This window comes from Candidatus Accumulibacter meliphilus (genome assembly GCF_036625345.1).
GTDB classification, from domain to species: Bacteria; Pseudomonadota; Gammaproteobacteria; order Burkholderiales; family Rhodocyclaceae; genus Accumulibacter; species Accumulibacter meliphilus.
In genome coordinates this window covers 435,602-449,998 of the sequence record NZ_JAZKTZ010000001.1, presented here as the reverse complement: position 1 = coordinate 449,998, position 14,397 = coordinate 435,602, and the positions used below count along the sequence as shown (strand labels likewise).

Genomic DNA, 14,397 nt, shown 5'->3' with positions numbered 1-14,397 from the left:
CAATTCGCCATGTCCGACTACTACTCCACCTCCCCCGCCTCCGAACTCGAACGCCTTGCCGGCCTGGTTGAACGCGTCACCTTTCACAACGAGCAGAACGGTTTCTGCGTCCTGCGCCTGAAAGTGAAGGCCGAGCGCGAGCTGATCACCCTGATCGGCCACACACCGGTCGTTTCACCCGGCGAGTACGCAGCGGCTTCCGGGCACTGGGTCACCGACCGCGAGCACGGTCGTCAGTTTCGCGCGGTGTTCGTCAAGATCTCGCCGCCCACGACGCTGACGGGCATCGAGCGCTACCTCGCGTCAGGCATGGTCAAGGGCATCGGCCCGGTCTATGCCGGAAAACTGGTGAAGGCCTTCGGCGCGGCGGTGTTCGATGCCATCGAGCACTCACCGCAGCGTCTGCGTGAAATTCCCGGTATTGGCGAAATTCGCGCCAGAAAGATCACTTCCGGCTGGGCCGACCAGAAGGTCATTCGCGAGATCATGGTCTTCCTGCACGCGCATGGGGTATCGACCTCGCGTGCGGTGCGCATCTTCAAGACTTATGGCCAGGCAGCCATCGCCATCGTCAAGGAAAACCCCTACCGCCTGGCCCAGGACATCCGCGGCATCGGCTTCCTGTCGGCCGACACGATTGCGCAGAAAGTCGGCATCGCCAAGGATTCTCCCCTGCGTGCCCAGGCCGGAATTTCCTACGCGCTCAGCGAAGCGTCGGAGCAGGGCCACTGCGGCTTGCCCTATGCCGAACTGGTGCCCCTGGCGGTGAAGTTGCTCGACATCCCGGCAGCGATCATCGACGCGGCCATTGCCCAGGAGATCGCCAACGAGGTCCTGCTGCCCGACACCATCGAAGGACAAGCCTGTGTGTTTCTGGCACCGCTGTACTACGCCGAGCAGTCGATAGCCGCTCAGGTGCAGCGGCTCAAGCGCGAAGTCACGACCCTGCCGGCCTTCGCGGCCGACAAGGCCATTCCCTGGGTGGAGCAGAAACTGGCCATACAACTGGCCGACAGCCAGAAGCAGGCGGTCCGTCTGGCTCTGTCGTGCAAACTTCTGGTCATCACCGGCGGGCCCGGAGTCGGCAAGACCACGCTGGTGAATTCGATTCTGACGATCATGGCCGCCAAGGGCGTCAAGCCCCTGCTCTGCGCACCCACCGGACGCGCGGCCAAGCGTCTCGGCGAATCGACCGGACGGGAAGCGAAGACCATCCATCGCTTGCCGGAGATCAATCCGATCAACGGCCAGTTCAAACGCAACGCCGACAATCCCCTCGCGTGCGACCTCCTGGTGGCTGACGAATGCTCGATGATCGACGTGCCGCTGGCAAACCAGCTACTCAGCGCTGTCGCCACCAGCACGACGCTGATTCTGGTGGGCGACGTCGATCAACTGCCTTCGGTCGGCCCGGGGCAGTTCCTCGGCGACGTCATCGACTCCGGCGCGGTTGCGGTCGTCCGGCTCACCGAAGTCTTCCGCCAGGCAGCGGCCTCGCGCATCGTTCGCAGTGCCCACCAGATCAACCAGGGCGTCTTTCCCAGCCTGCCCGCGAAAGGCGAAGCCTCGGATTTCTACCTCGTCGCCGCCGAGGAACCGGAAGCCATCGCGCAGACCGTTGTTGATCTGGTACAGACTCGCCTGCCCGGCAAGTTCAGGATTGATCCGCTACGCGACATTCAGGTGCTATGCCCGATGAACCGGGGCATCACCGGTGCCCGCGGCATCAACCAGGCCCTGCAGGCGGTGCTCAACCCACCCGGCGAAGACAGCATCGACAAGTTCGGCAACCGCTTCGGCGTCGGCGACAAGGTCATGCAGATCGAGAACAACTATGAGCGCGACGTCTTCAACGGCGATATCGGTTTCGTCACCGCCCTCGATGCCGACGAAAAAGAGCTCACGGTGGCTTTCGATGGCCGAGAGATCAACTATCCGTTTGGCGAACTCGACGAACTGGTCCTCTGTTACGCGACGACGATCCACAAGGCGCAGGGTTCCGAGTACCCGGTGGTGGTCATGCCCATCTCCACCCAGCACTACATGATGCTCAAGCGCAAGCTGATCTACACCGGTATCACCCGCGGCAAGACGCTGGTCGTGCTGGTCGGGCAGAAAAGAGCGCTGGCCATGGCGGTCAAGGGCAAGCAGGTGCAACGGCGCTGGTCGAAACTGAAGGAACGTCTCGTGATGATGTGCGGCCGATCGTGATCGGTGCCATTCACCAACTGCGCTTCGCCAGGACATGAACACGAAAATTGGGCGAATTTCTGTTTTGCATCACAATAGTGCCCACGATCAACCGACGCTAAGGAAAGGCAAGAGCAATGCGCGCAATCGGGAATCTTCTCTGGTTCATTTTTGGTGGCCTGGTCATGGGCCTCGCCTGGTGGCTGGTCGGCCTGATCGCCCTGCTGACCATCGTCGGCATCCCGTGGGCCAAGGCCGCCTTCGTGATGGGGCAATTCTCCTTCTTTCCCTTCGGCAAGGAAGCAATCAGTCGGCAAGAGCTCCACCAGCAAGAGGACATCGGCACCGGCGCGCTCGGCATGCTTGGCAACGTCATCTGGTTCGTCTTTGCCGGGGTCTGGCTGGCGATTGGCCACCTCACTTCTGCGCTGGCCTGCTTCCTGACGATCATCGGCATTCCGTTCGCCATTCAGCATCTGAAGCTTGCCGGCATCGCGCTGGCGCCAATCGGCAAGACCATCGTCACCACCGAGGTCGCGGACGCGGCGCGGGCGACCCAGGCGAGCACAACATTGGCACAGCTTCGCAGCGATGTTTAGGACTTGTTCGAGCTCGTCAACTCGCAAACTGAAGCAATCGGCGCTGGCTAGCGAGCCGCGAGGAGATCGGCCAGTTGGGCGGCCGATTTTTGGTGCACCACCAGCACCAGCTTCATCGTGCTGCGCGTCGCGCCGACGAAGAGCTTGCGCAGCGCCTTGTCGTCGAGTTGCGCAAAATCGATCTCCGCGAAAATGATCGCCGGCGCGGACTGGCCTTTGAAGCGATAGACCGACTCCACCAGGACATCGCCCGTGCTGAACACGCCCTGGCCGAGGAGATCGTAAGCGCCCGTAAAGTGACGCAGCGTCGTGCGGCCGATCTGGTCGAGAGAAGTCAGATGCGACTCGGCGCGGCCGTGATAGCTGATGATCGCCAGATCATGCTTCTTGAAGCCAGCCGAATAGCAATCCCGAATGGCGTCCTTGACTCCCTGCATCATGCCGGCCCTATCGGCATAGGCAATTAAGGCGATTTCTTCGGCAGCAATCGGCGAAGCGGCTTCGATATCCGCATCGCCCGGCAGTAGCGCCCGCAACATCTCGACGATTGGCCGCGGACTGCGGTAGTTGCTGCGCGCATGCAGGGTGATCCAGTCGGGCAAGGAAACCCTTGGCCGCCCGTACAGGTTCTGCAGGGGATCCTCCAGCCAGAGCAGACGCGCTGCGGGGCGAGCATGGCGCAGGACATAATCGCACCACGGCTGCGAAAAATCCTGGCCTTCGTCGACAATGAGCGTGTCGAAGAAAAATGGATTTCCCGGCGGGAGATCCGCCGGGCCCTGCAACTCGAGTAGGGCTGCCGCCCGCGTGAACAGCCTTTCGAACGCATCGGGCTGCGTGAAGTCCGGCGTCTCGCCGACCTGACGCAGCCCTTGCTCGCATAACTGATGAAAGGTACAGGCCAGTCCGCCGGCCGGCGCTATGCGGGCAAAATGGTCCGCCAAGGGTCGGTTGAAGCAGACATAGAGCGGTCGTTTCCCAGCCTGCAGCGTTGCCCGGTATTCGGCAAGAGCGAGCTGCGTTTTGCCCGAACCCGCAGTCCCGATGACGCGCAGACGATACGGAGAGAAGTCCAGCTGCCGCGCCCAGTGGGCGAGACCGCCGGAAAGCCGGGTGACCATGCTGCGCGCGCGCCCCATCAGTGCACTGACATCGGTATCCAGCTGGATCAGGTCGCGCAGGAAATAGTGGATTTTCAGGGTCGCGGCGCCCTCTTCCTGCGGCGGCAGCAGGCTTTGAATGATCGCGCACAGCTGCGCACGGCGGCGGGCATCGACAATGCGCTCCGGCACCAGCCCGGCCGTTTCCGGGAATCTGACCGTGTAATCGGGACAAAACAGGAGGGCGTCAGTGCTCACGCTGGCAATATCGCCGCGATTGGCAAGCTTGCCGCGCAGCACATGGACCATTCGTGAAATCTGGATCGGCACACTTTTCGATTTGCCCGGGTATTGCTTGACCAGGCCATCCGGGGTTTCCGCAAGAAAGCCGCTTTTTTGCTCGATCAGGAGCAGATCGCCAGCACGATTGACGACCGCGAAATCGATTTCACCGTACAGCGCAAAGCGCGGCCCGAGGTTCGTCCAATGAACGGCGTGGTAGACGGTGTAGTCATCGGGCAAGCCCTCGGCGAGCAGCGCCAGCGTTTCGATTTCACGCTGCGCCGCACCCGTTACCGAGAGTTCGCGCCATCCATCGGGTACGATCGCGGCCATGTCGAGTCCGGAAAATTGTCGCGGAAAAAAGTGCCGAAGTTTTCTTTTACCGCAAATCGCGCATCGAATGAAAGTACGGCCACGCGGGGATGCGCAACCTGCCCTGCGCTTGCCCTGCGCTTGCCGTCCTTTGCGCGCCCCTGGCGGGCGAGACGAAGCTTACGGCGAAGCAGTCCCTTTTTAGGCGGCGCTCACTACTTTCGCGTCGCCATCGCGTTCATACTGCGTCTTTTCTCCACCCTCAAGAGGAACGGCCATGACCGTGTGCCCGATTGCCATCGTCGTTGGTTGCCAGAAATGCCCGGCATTCAAGATCTGCCCGCTCAAGAGCGTACTCGGCGATCAGCCGGGTGCCGCCGAGCAGGACGCCAAAAGCAGTAGCGCAGCCGCGCAGGGAAAGGACGGCAAGAAGTAAGCAACGGCCGGCGCGGGATAGAATTCAGCCATGACAGCAAACGAAAGCATGGAAGAGAGCGAAGGCGAACTGCCAAATCCGGTGAATGAGCCGCGCCTGTGGATCAATAATGGCTGGACCGCCCGTGTCATCAAGAACGAAGACGGCGAAGGATGGGCCGTGGAAATGATCAAGGATGGTGAAGCCGAGCCCGCCCTGGTCGGCCCATGGACCATGGGTCGCGACAAGAAGAATCCGAAACCGCTCGACGTATCGGCGTTCAACACCTTGGTGAAAACCGCGTCGGAAGTCCTCCGCCGCCACGAACAGCAGCTGTACGCGCAGTATCACAAGAGCATCACGATAGACACCGCTTCCGGGCGAATCAAAGTGACGCTGGACATCGTTCCCGACGAATACGATCCGCATGCCCTGCTCGGCGCCTGTGACGATTTCGGCGAACAATTGGCGCAGGTCCGGGTATCGCCTGGCTTCAAGCTCACCATGAGCAGCGCCAGCGCCTGGATCGACAATGACTTCCGCCGACCGGGCGCCTGAGGTCTTGGTGAGCCGCCGCGGCTGCGCGGGGGAACCATGGCCGTCGGACGCATCGGCTTGATCAAGCTCTCCTCGACCCGTACCTTCAGGCGCACCTGAATGCTCGGACTGTTGCACACCGCCGACTGGCAGATCGGCAAGCTCGTCGGACAGTTCGAGCCTGACCAGGCGGCGCTGCGGGCATCATTCCTGGCGGCGCCTTGTGAAGCTCAACCGCATTCGCATCGAACAGTTCCGGCAGGCGCTGGAGATCCGCGGCCGCGTCCGCAACTTTCCACCCCCTCAAGCGATCCGCACCGCCGTTCCGCTGACCGCCACCATCAACATTCCGTTGGTCTCGCCAAGCACTTCGTAATCAAAGTCCAGTCCGACAACGCCGTTGGCGCCCATCTCCTTGGCGACCTCGATCATGTCTTCCAGCGCCGCATCGCGGGCACCGGAAAGGGCACGCTCGTAGCCTCCGGCACGACCACCCACCACGTCGCGAACCGACGAGAACAAATCCCTGAAAATGTTGGCGCCGATGATCGCCTCGCCATTCACGACACCCAGGTATTTCTCGATGCGCATGCTGTCCGCTCCGGGCACCGTAGCGAGAAAGAAGTCCTTGTCCGCCTTCGAAAACCAGCCCATGCTGCCTCCTTGGTCAATCCTGCGTTGTTGAGTCGATTAATGTACCCCAAATCGGCGGCCGATCTCGAGCATCGCCGCTCACTGCGGGAGGTCCCGCTGGTCGCAGAAGCGGCCTCAGCAGACCTGCTGGTGAAGGAGGACGAAGCATGCTTTGTGGCGCGGAACGCTGTCCACATGGCGGTCGGCGCGGCCCAGGAAGAGTCAATGGCAACGGAAATTGAGCCTGCCCCGCTTCTTTTCAAGAGCCATCCACAGCACTGCGCTTGCCTGCTCTGGCTGCTTGCGCGCTATCATGGTGCGCTCCGCAGGCCTTCTGGCGCGACAATCATGCGCTGCATGGCAACCAGCAGCCGCACGAACAGCGTGGCTCGAAGGCTACGACAACGCAGGTAGCTAGCGAATGCAGATTTTCGGTTTTCTTCTCGGGCTTGCCCTCAGCCTCGTTTCAGCGGGCGTCCAAGCCAATATTTATGGCTTCGTCGATGAACACGGCGTGGCGCATCTTGCCACCGAAAAGGTCGACGCGCGCTATAAGCTGTTCGCGCGCGGCGATGCACTACAGTCGTCCTCCGCGCAGGTAATGGACGCCGAAAGACGCGACCTGCTGCGCTATTTGTCCCGCCATCCCAATCTGAAGAAATTCGAGCCTTTCCTGAAAGCGGCGAGCAAGGAATTCGCCGTCGATACCGCCTTGCTCAAGGCAGTCATGGCAGCGGAATCGGGTTTCGATCCCGATGCGATTTCCCCCAAGGGAGCCGTCGGCTTGATGCAAATCATGCCTGCCACTGCCGAACGCTATGGCTTGCGCGCTGACCAGCAGAAGAGCATTGAAGAAAAGCTGACCGACCCGGGAACCAATATCCGTTTGGGCGCGCGCTACCTGCGTGACCTGCAGCGCATGTTTCCAGATCAGCAAGACCTGGTGCTGGCTTCGTACAATGCCGGCGAAGGCGCAGTCCAGCAATACAAGAACACCATTCCGCCGTACCCGGAAACTCGCAATTACGTGCAACTGGTCACGCAGATCTATCAGTGGTATCAACCCACGCCAGCGATACCAAGGCTAAAAGCCAGCGTCTTCAGCACGGGAGTCAAGGGCAAGCGCCTGTCCATGACCATTCCCGCAAAAGGCGCGAAAGAAAACAAGCTCGACTGAATCAGAGCGGCACTTCATGGCGCACGGAACCAGGCCAGCTTGCCGATTTTTGCCAAGCGACCTAGGATGGTTTCATGAGCACCATGAATATTTCCTTGCCCGATGCACTCAAGACCTTCGTTGACGAGCAGGTTTCGCAGCGCGGCTATGGTACCAGCAGCGAATACGTACGCGAGTTGATCCGCAAGGATCAGGATCGCCAGCAGCTGCGCAGCCTACTATTGGCGGGGGCCTCGTCCCGCCCGGCAGGGGCAGCCGATGCCAAATACTTTGCTGACCTACGTGACCGCGTCCGTGGACGCGCCGGCGGGTGAACATCAAGCAGGTCATCCCCCGTGAGTTGGCAAACGAGGACAGCGCCGAGGCAATCGAGCATTACCTGAGTGCAGACGCGAAGCCGGCTGCTCCGGGCTTCATCGAAGCTCTGGAACAGTGCTACGCCCACGTCGGCCGTCGCCCTGGCACCGGCTCACCGCGCTACGCACATGAATTGAACCTGCCGGGTCTTCGTTCCTGGCCCTTGGCACGCTACCCGCACTTGGTCTTTTACGTCGAGCACAGCGACCACATTGACGTCTGGCGAGTGCTCCACAGTAAGCGAGAGATGCCAGCGTGGCTGCTCGATGTCGCAGCTTTCGACACGGGCGATGCCCATTGAGCGCCCGGCCTCCAAGCTAGCCGCTGCTTGGCGGCTCGCCCTGTTCGCAGTTCGCCTTCCGGAAGCAGTTCTTCTGTCACCTTTCGCCGCGAACGACCTTCCTGCGCACACGGCCATTCAATACCCGCGCGCGACGTCGACAGACGCTGGAAGTTCGCCGGTTTCGCGATAGCGGCGAATGTTGTCCGCCACGATCCGTGACGCTGTTTCCCGATCCGTCTGAGCCGAACAGTGCGGCAGGACGGTGACCCGGGGATGTCGCCACTGCCATTGATCTGTCGGTAGGGGTTCGCGCGCGAAGACATCCAATACCGCATGTTCGAGCTGTCCGCTGTCCAGAACCGCGCGCAGATCCTCATCGACGATAATCGGTCCGCGGGCAAAGTTGATCAGTGAGGCCCCTGTTGGCAATCTCGCCAGGCGATCCGCGCTGAGCAAACCTCGAGTTTCGAGGGTGAGCGGCAACAGGCAAATCAGGATGTCGGTCCTGGCCAACATCTCCGCAAGCCCGGCGTCGCCAGCAAAGCATTCGACGCCGGGCAGGAATTTCTCCTGCCGACTCCAGCCGCAGACCTTGAAGCCGGCGGCCAGCAGGCGTTCGGCGCTGGCTGATCCCAGGGCGCCCAGGCCAAGCAGGCCCAGAGTTCGCAATTCAGGCCGGAGGTAAGGGCGCGGCTGCCAGAGTTGTTGTGCTTGTTGTCGAGCATAGGCGGGCATTTCCCGGTGCAGGAACAGGGTCCAGGCCAGGACGGCTTCGGCCATGGTCGCAGCCAGTTGCGGATCAAGCAGGCGAACGATATGCAGCCGGGAGTTTTCCGGATCGGCAAGCAGGCGCTCGACCCCCGCCCAGACGCTATGCACCCAGCACAATTTTGGCAGCCCGCGCAGATCAGTCGGGTCAGGGTTGGCGACAATGGCCAGCCTTGCCTCGCTTCTCGCCTCTTCGTTCAAGTCCTCGAAGGTGACGATGCGTTCGTCCGGCATCGCAGCCTGCAACGCGCCTACCCACTCCGCGGCTTCCGGCGACCCTTTGGCGGCAAGGAAAGGGATGGTTGCATTCGACATTTTTTGCGGCATCGCTCCAGCGGGAAAAGCAGCCTATCAAGCGGCAACGGCTACGCGGCCCTGCAGACCGTTCTCCCTCTTCCCCAGACCCTTCTCCCGCGAGGGGAGAAGGGCGCTTCGTGAGTCGCTTGCGCGACTTTCACATTAACGCAGCCTGCCATTCAGTTCATCGATCACCCCTGCCCAATCCGCATCCTCAATGATCTCCTCCTTCAGAAAGCTTCGCTGCGAAGCCGTCCAGAATGAGGCACGGTAGAGAGCAACCTCATTCCCCAAGGGGCGGTGGCGGCTGATGAATTCTTCGATGGCAGCAGGATCGGCGGGAAGCCCCAGCTGTGCGAAGAGATTGCTCATGGTGTGCAGGTTAGCGTCCATCCAATACCTCCTGATAGTGAGTCGCCAAGGCTGATAGCCGACGATCAATGATAAGGGATCGGGAGCAAACAGTTCCAATATTGCGCGCCAAGAGAACCGTCCGAAAGCTGAGCGTGCTGTAGTCGCTGCTGAAGCGGTTCGACTTGCAAGGCGCGTTCCCCACGGTTTTTCGGAAAGCTGCGTCCCCTGTGCACCGGCGGACGAGCGATTGCGCAGCTCATGAGGATAGGCGTAAACTCGCGTTCCGCCGTTCCCACGGCACCACCAGTACCGGCGTCTTCGCCTGACCGGCCCCTGCGCTCGGCTCGCTCCGTCCAGGCATGTTCAGCGGTGTCGTTGCAAGATCAAGGCTCAGCATGCGACAACTTTCCCCCAGCGGCCAGCAGGCCATCGACGACATAGCCCAGCGCCATGGCTTCAGCGCCAACGCTGTGCACAGCATGCTCGAGTCGGTGATCAACGGCAACGGCAGCATGGCGCAATTCTCTCATCCCGAATTCTCCGGCTCCGGTCAATGGATGCGTGGCGGCATGATCATGGTCTCGGACATTTTCGACAACTACCTCAAAGGGCGCATTGGCGGGCTGTGCGACGAACTCTCGAACCTGGTCGCCAGCCAGCCGGACCTGATTCGCAGTGGCAGTTTCCAGTCGCAAAGCCAGGGCCACCAGGGCGGCTACAACGCCGGGCAAGCACAAGGCAATTTCGGCGGCGGGCAGCAACAGCAGAGCGGCGCGGGGCCGATCGGAGCGGTCAGCCTGTTCGTACCGCCCGCGCCCGGCAGCTCTGGCGAGTGGTGGCCGGACGAGCTGCGCAGCCCGAGCAGCACGGGCGCGCAGAACGGTGTTCGCTATGCCTACTTCGCGCAGGCGCGGCGCCTGGCCATCGATGTCGGCGGCACGGTCACTGTCTATGACACGCTCGACCACCAGATCGGCGGCTTCTCGCAGCAGCAATCGGTCGGTGGCACGCTGAGCTTCAGCAGCCAGTATGGCCTGATCGACGTAGCTAGCCTGCCGGTAGTCTCGCCAACCGAACAAGCACCGAAATCGCCTTCCGCGCCGACACCACCGACACCATCGACGCCACCTGCGGCACCCGTCCATCAGGAGAGCAAGGCGTCGCAGGCAACCACACCAGCGATGGGTAAGGAACAGGATATCTTCGCGGTAATCGAGAAGCTTGCCGACCTCCGGGCCAAGGGGATCCTCAGCGATGAAGAGTTCTCGGCCAAGAAAACAGAGTTACTGAGCCGACTATGATCCCGCTCGCGCGCCCGGCGCTCCTGGAACGGTTGCTGAAATTAGCTGGCGCGCTGGCGGGTGCCGCGCGAGAAGATTCGAGCGCCCCCTTGACTGGGCTTGGCGAATGGGCAAGCCCGTGGCTGCCGCCCATTGCCCGCCGGTCATCTCTATAGAGCGGCTGGCTTCCGCAGCCACAGTGGCGGCTCTGGCAGTACGGCCAGCGGCAGCGCGACCAGCGCCAACAGCATCCTGCCGCGCCCGATCAACCAGACCCGGCCGTACCGATTCGGCAGCCTGGCAGCAGGCGGCCACTGCACCGGCATGCCAACTGGAATGCCACTTTTCATGACAAGCCACCTGCTCGGTGAACAGCCTTCTACGCGTCCCGTACAGCGGTGCCAGATCGTAGAAGGAACCGATCAGCAGACCAGCACAACGATGGAAATCAACGAAAGAGCGGTACGCATCCAATGAAGAAGCGCGGCTCCAGCGGCGCCGGGTGGAGAGCGACGGGGTGCAGCTTGCGGGCCAGCGGAAGTACCGGGGGCGGACTACGCTTCCTGGAATTCTGCAAGAACATTGGGAGCAGATTATCAAACAGTTTGTACCAGAAAACGGTCGCCGACGTTTGTGAACGGCGGCACTTGCCGAAGACCGGCCAGACGGAGCCCGGCCCGACCCGGCGACGGTCTGGAAGTCGGCCTGAGCGGCTGTTGACGGCACATGGGGCGGACGGCCGGTATGGCTCCTTTACCGGACGTAGGCAGGAAATCACGCCGGGTGGCCGCCTTGAACTTTTCGCTACGGCAGAATTCGACCCACGAGCATCATTTCTCGTTCGATGCGCTCACTCCCCGGGTACGGTCTCCTCGTCGGTATCGGGTTCCTCGGCGGGCGAGTTCTGCAGTTCTTCAAGCAGCTTCTTGAGATCCTCCTCCGCCTGCTTCAATCTGTCGTCCGCCTTCTGGTTGTCGCCGCGCTCCCGGTTCTCGTCAAAGTCGTCCATCCAGCCACGCAACGACTCCACGTCCCCCATCGCCAGCGCGTCCAGCTCGGCGAGCGCCGCCGGATTGTCGGCAAGCTCGTTACGCCAGTCGGGCATGTCGTCGTGATAGTCCTTTTCGAATTCGGCGGCCAGGTCGAACCACCCATTCCCTTCATCAACAAGCTGCTGGTACTCGGCGGTATCGCCTTTACCGGCCGCGCGCAGGATGCGCAGCCGGTCATAGAGGGGCAAGGTCTTGCGCGTCAGGCGCTGCCATTCGCGCAGCGTGCTCTTCGCCTCTGCCAGCGCCGCAGCGTCGCCCTCTTTGGCGCTACTCGGATCGTTGGGATCGATCGCCTCGGGGTCCACCTCGGGATTGATCAGCACGTTCAAGATCATCGATGGCTCGGTTCCGGGCAAGTGGTAGCGGCGCCAGTTGCCGCCGCCGCCGCGATAGGTGTAGCCCAGGGCGAGCATGTCGGCGTGGGTCACTGAGTTCGACCCGCCTATCCAGCCCGGCGTAGGGTTGCGGACGTTGCGCTGGGCAATCGCGAGCATCCATGGGTCGCTTTTCTCGGGGTAACTCAGGTCGGCCGCGGTGCGCGCCTTGAGCGCCAGCGGCGCGGACGCAGCGGTGACGGGAATCGGCGCCGTGGCGCCGTGGGCAAGGGCGTCGCCGACCACGTCGGCCTCGCGCTCGCTGGCATCACCGGGCTGGCTGACGCCCTCCTGGGCCCCTGTCGTGGCACGGCGCTGTTGCAGCGTATGCACGACCTCGTGCGCCAGCAGCCGAAAACCGGTTTCGCTTTTCGGGTCGTATTCGCCGGCGGCGAAGTACACGTTTTGCCCGGTCGCGAAAGCGCGGGCGCCTAGCGATCGCGCCGTGTTTGCGGCGGGCGCATCGGTGTGCACCTGGACCTCGCCAAGGTCGACGCCCAGCCCCCGTTCGAGCCGTGCGCGCGGTTCCGCCGGAAGCGGATGGCCACCGCCGCTGCGCGGCTGTGCGGGTGCAGCGGGAGCCGCCGTAGCGGCGGTCTTGCGCTGGATCGCCGGCGACTCTTCGCCGTCCGTGTCTGCGTACGGATCGGACTCCGGTTCGGGCGCTTTGGCCACCGCGTTCTCCTGCGTGAGGATGGCAAAGCCAGCGGCATAGACTGCCGCTTTCTTTCTGCCGCGACTCTTGGCCGATACCATGTCCTGGATGAGCCGACCGCGGGCTGCGGCGCTCCCCTGAAGATCCTTGATCTTGTCTGCGTCCGTTTCGCTCGCCAGTTGCGCATTGATCTCGGCCAGTTCGGCCTCGTTTTCGGCTTTGCGCGCGTCGAAGGTCATGCCCTTGTTGCCACCGGAAACCCAGGTGTCGGCCGGGCCGTTGCCGACGAAAGGCGCGCTGGCGCCGAGTTTTCCCGTGGCGATCGTGGCCCCGGTCTTGTGCATCAACGCGGCGGACATCAAGAACGCGTGCTTCGGGTCGGCCGCCGCCTTCGGATCGGCACTGACCGCGCCGATGGTATCGTCGAGTTGCATCATCTGCAGGCGAAAGACGTCGACCGCGGCGTGAGCAGCGTCGATCCGCGCGATCACCTCCTGCTTCTGGGTCGCGTCCGTTGCATTGTCCCGCTCGCTCATGAGGATGGCGATGTCGGTCGCCTGGGTCTCGATCTGCGCTTCGATCTGATCACGGCGTTGTTGCAGGGTGCCGAGCGCCCTGGCGTAGTTCTCCGGGTGCGTGACCTGGATCGGACCGCGGCCCTGGAAGGGCGCGTAGCTGCGCTTCTCTCCGCCCACCTCTTCGAGGACGCCTCCGCTCTCGCCCGCCATGTGGGCCAGGTAGTCGGCCTGGGCCTGCGCAGTGTCGATGAGCATGGTCTCGAACGCCGCACTGATGTTTCCGGCCATCGCGGCGCAGCGCTCGGCAGCGGCCTTTTCGCCGCCAGCCATGACGATCCGGCGCACCTGGTCAGTGCTGAGCCGGGTGCTCACCTTCGTGCCGCCGTGGCTGCTGGCCGCCTTGACCTTGCCCGACGCCCGCTCGGCATCGAAGTCTTTCTGGGCGGTGTCGTCCTTGGGCCGCGTCTTCCTGTAGCGCTCCTCGTACTGCGGGTTCCACTGCGGATCTTGCCGTGCCGGCCACCACTCGACCACCTCGCCGCTGGTCTTGGCGACGGTTTGGCGCGCGATCTGCAGCGGCTGGGAGCTTAGCGCCACCGGCCGGTGGCTGACCATTTCGTGGGCGGTCAGGCGGGTCGCCATCGTTACAGCGGCGTGGGCTGGTCGAGCGTCGCTAGTGTTGCCGCGCAGAAAACGAGGCACGCCAAGTGGACTTGCGGAGCGTTCTGCCACGCCTGCGCGACGGCGCGTGGAAAGGGGAAGGGTTCTCGGAACGGACTTGAAAATCATTTTGCGCTCCCCTCAGGCGGAATCATCGTGTCGTCCTGTCTGTCCTTGGACCGTGATCAAGTCTGCGTCGTTGCCGTCGTCGTGGGATCGATGCCAAGTGCCGCAAGAAATTTGTCGCGGGAGAGAGTCGAACTGACGGAGTCTCTCGTGACCATACTGCAGCTGCGGTGGCGTTGTCTCTCCTCGTTTTCACGCCGTTCCAAGCCCCCGCCATTGTTGCGGGAGCGGTGGCACGATTGCATGGAGTATGAACTTGCAACTTGGTCGCGAGGCCGCGTCAGCCAGGAATTTAGTCATCGTGGCAGTTTAGGTCCAGTCGATGAGTGCGACGCATGTGAAACACAAACGGGCCCGCGCGATTTTCCGGCCAAGCCAGGACGAGCTTTGGACTGCCGCGTCGCGACCCTCGCGCAGTGACGGTAGCG

15 protein-coding genes are annotated in these 14,397 nt (G+C 62.5%); 9 read left to right on the top strand and 6 right to left on the bottom strand.

Annotated features, from left to right (window positions below):
- The first annotated feature begins 9 nt into the window (after positions 1–9).
- Positions 10–2,211, top strand: coding sequence for an SF1B family DNA helicase RecD2 (gene recD2 / locus V5B40_RS02025; RefSeq protein WP_332352906.1), 2,202 nt, complete (start codon positions 10–12; stop codon positions 2,209–2,211).
- A gap of 116 nt (positions 2,212–2,327) precedes the next feature.
- Complete coding sequence (locus V5B40_RS02020; RefSeq protein WP_332352905.1) at positions 2,328–2,789, top strand: YccF domain-containing protein; 462 nt, start codon at positions 2,328–2,330, stop codon at positions 2,787–2,789.
- Positions 2,790–2,836: 47 nt separating this feature from the next.
- Here V5B40_RS02020 and V5B40_RS02015 read toward each other — a convergent pair whose 3' ends face one another.
- Positions 2,837–4,504: an ATP-binding domain-containing protein gene (locus tag V5B40_RS02015; RefSeq protein WP_332352904.1), complete on the bottom strand. Its 1,668-nt coding sequence runs from the start codon at positions 4,502–4,504 to the stop codon at positions 2,837–2,839.
- A gap of 256 nt (positions 4,505–4,760) precedes the next feature.
- On the opposite strand from V5B40_RS02015, the gene V5B40_RS02010 reads away from it, so the two are divergent.
- A complete protein-coding gene (locus tag V5B40_RS02010; protein WP_332352902.1) occupies positions 4,761–4,919 on the top strand; it encodes a hypothetical protein in 159 nt (52 codons plus the stop codon).
- Positions 4,920–4,949: 30 nt separating this feature from the next.
- Positions 4,950–5,456, top strand: coding sequence for a hypothetical protein (locus V5B40_RS02005; protein WP_332352900.1), 507 nt, complete (start codon positions 4,950–4,952; stop codon positions 5,454–5,456).
- 282 nt (positions 5,457–5,738) lie between these two features.
- On the opposite strand, the gene V5B40_RS02000 is transcribed toward V5B40_RS02005, so the two are convergent.
- Complete coding sequence (locus tag V5B40_RS02000; RefSeq protein ID WP_332352899.1) at positions 5,739–6,089, bottom strand: heavy metal-binding domain-containing protein; 351 nt, start codon at positions 6,087–6,089, stop codon at positions 5,739–5,741.
- 39 nt (positions 6,090–6,128) lie between these two features.
- Here V5B40_RS02000 and V5B40_RS01995 point away from each other — a divergent pair, with 39 nt between their 5' ends.
- From V5B40_RS01995 to V5B40_RS01980, 4 genes are all read left to right on the top strand, one after another.
- Complete coding sequence (locus V5B40_RS01995; protein WP_332352897.1) at positions 6,129–6,482, top strand: hypothetical protein; 354 nt, start codon at positions 6,129–6,131, stop codon at positions 6,480–6,482.
- 7 nt (positions 6,483–6,489) lie between these two features.
- On the top strand, positions 6,490–7,245 hold the full coding sequence (locus tag V5B40_RS01990; protein WP_332352895.1) for a lytic transglycosylase domain-containing protein: 756 nt from the start codon (positions 6,490–6,492) through the stop codon (positions 7,243–7,245).
- Positions 7,246–7,319: 74 nt separating this feature from the next.
- On the top strand, positions 7,320–7,559 hold the full coding sequence (locus V5B40_RS01985; RefSeq protein WP_332352894.1) for a type II toxin-antitoxin system ParD family antitoxin: 240 nt from the start codon (positions 7,320–7,322) through the stop codon (positions 7,557–7,559).
- The gene (locus tag V5B40_RS01980; protein WP_332352892.1) at positions 7,556–7,903 is read left to right on the top strand and encodes a type II toxin-antitoxin system RelE/ParE family toxin; all 348 of its coding nucleotides are present in this window, start codon (positions 7,556–7,558) and stop codon (positions 7,901–7,903) included. Before V5B40_RS01985 ends, V5B40_RS01980 begins: the two co-directional genes overlap by 4 nt.
- Before the next feature lie 117 nt (positions 7,904–8,020).
- Here the strand turns inward: V5B40_RS01980 and V5B40_RS01975 are convergent, their stop codons facing one another.
- Both V5B40_RS01975 and V5B40_RS01970 read right to left on the bottom strand, forming a co-directional pair.
- Positions 8,021–8,968, bottom strand: coding sequence for a 2-hydroxyacid dehydrogenase (locus V5B40_RS01975; protein ID WP_332352891.1), 948 nt, complete (start codon positions 8,966–8,968; stop codon positions 8,021–8,023).
- Positions 8,969–9,112: 144 nt separating this feature from the next.
- A complete protein-coding gene (locus tag V5B40_RS01970) occupies positions 9,113–9,343 on the bottom strand; it encodes a DUF2789 domain-containing protein (protein ID WP_332352890.1) in 231 nt (76 codons plus the stop codon).
- A 356-nt stretch (positions 9,344–9,699) separates the two neighbouring features.
- Between V5B40_RS01970 and V5B40_RS01965 the strand changes: the two genes are divergently transcribed.
- The gene (locus tag V5B40_RS01965) at positions 9,700–10,605 is read left to right on the top strand and encodes an SHOCT domain-containing protein (protein ID WP_332352889.1); all 906 of its coding nucleotides are present in this window, start codon (positions 9,700–9,702) and stop codon (positions 10,603–10,605) included.
- A 149-nt stretch (positions 10,606–10,754) separates the two neighbouring features.
- Here V5B40_RS01965 and V5B40_RS01960 read toward each other — a convergent pair whose 3' ends face one another.
- Together V5B40_RS01960 and V5B40_RS01955 are read right to left on the bottom strand one after the other, a co-directional pair.
- Positions 10,755–10,934 carry a hypothetical protein gene (locus tag V5B40_RS01960; RefSeq protein ID WP_332352887.1) on the bottom strand — a complete coding sequence of 60 codons (180 nt, stop codon included), beginning with the start codon at positions 10,932–10,934 and terminating at the stop codon, positions 10,755–10,757.
- A 500-nt stretch (positions 10,935–11,434) separates the two neighbouring features.
- Complete coding sequence (locus V5B40_RS01955; protein ID WP_332352886.1) at positions 11,435–13,825, bottom strand: eCIS core domain-containing protein; 2,391 nt, start codon at positions 13,823–13,825, stop codon at positions 11,435–11,437.
- Between the last annotated feature and the right edge of the window lie 572 nt (positions 13,826–14,397).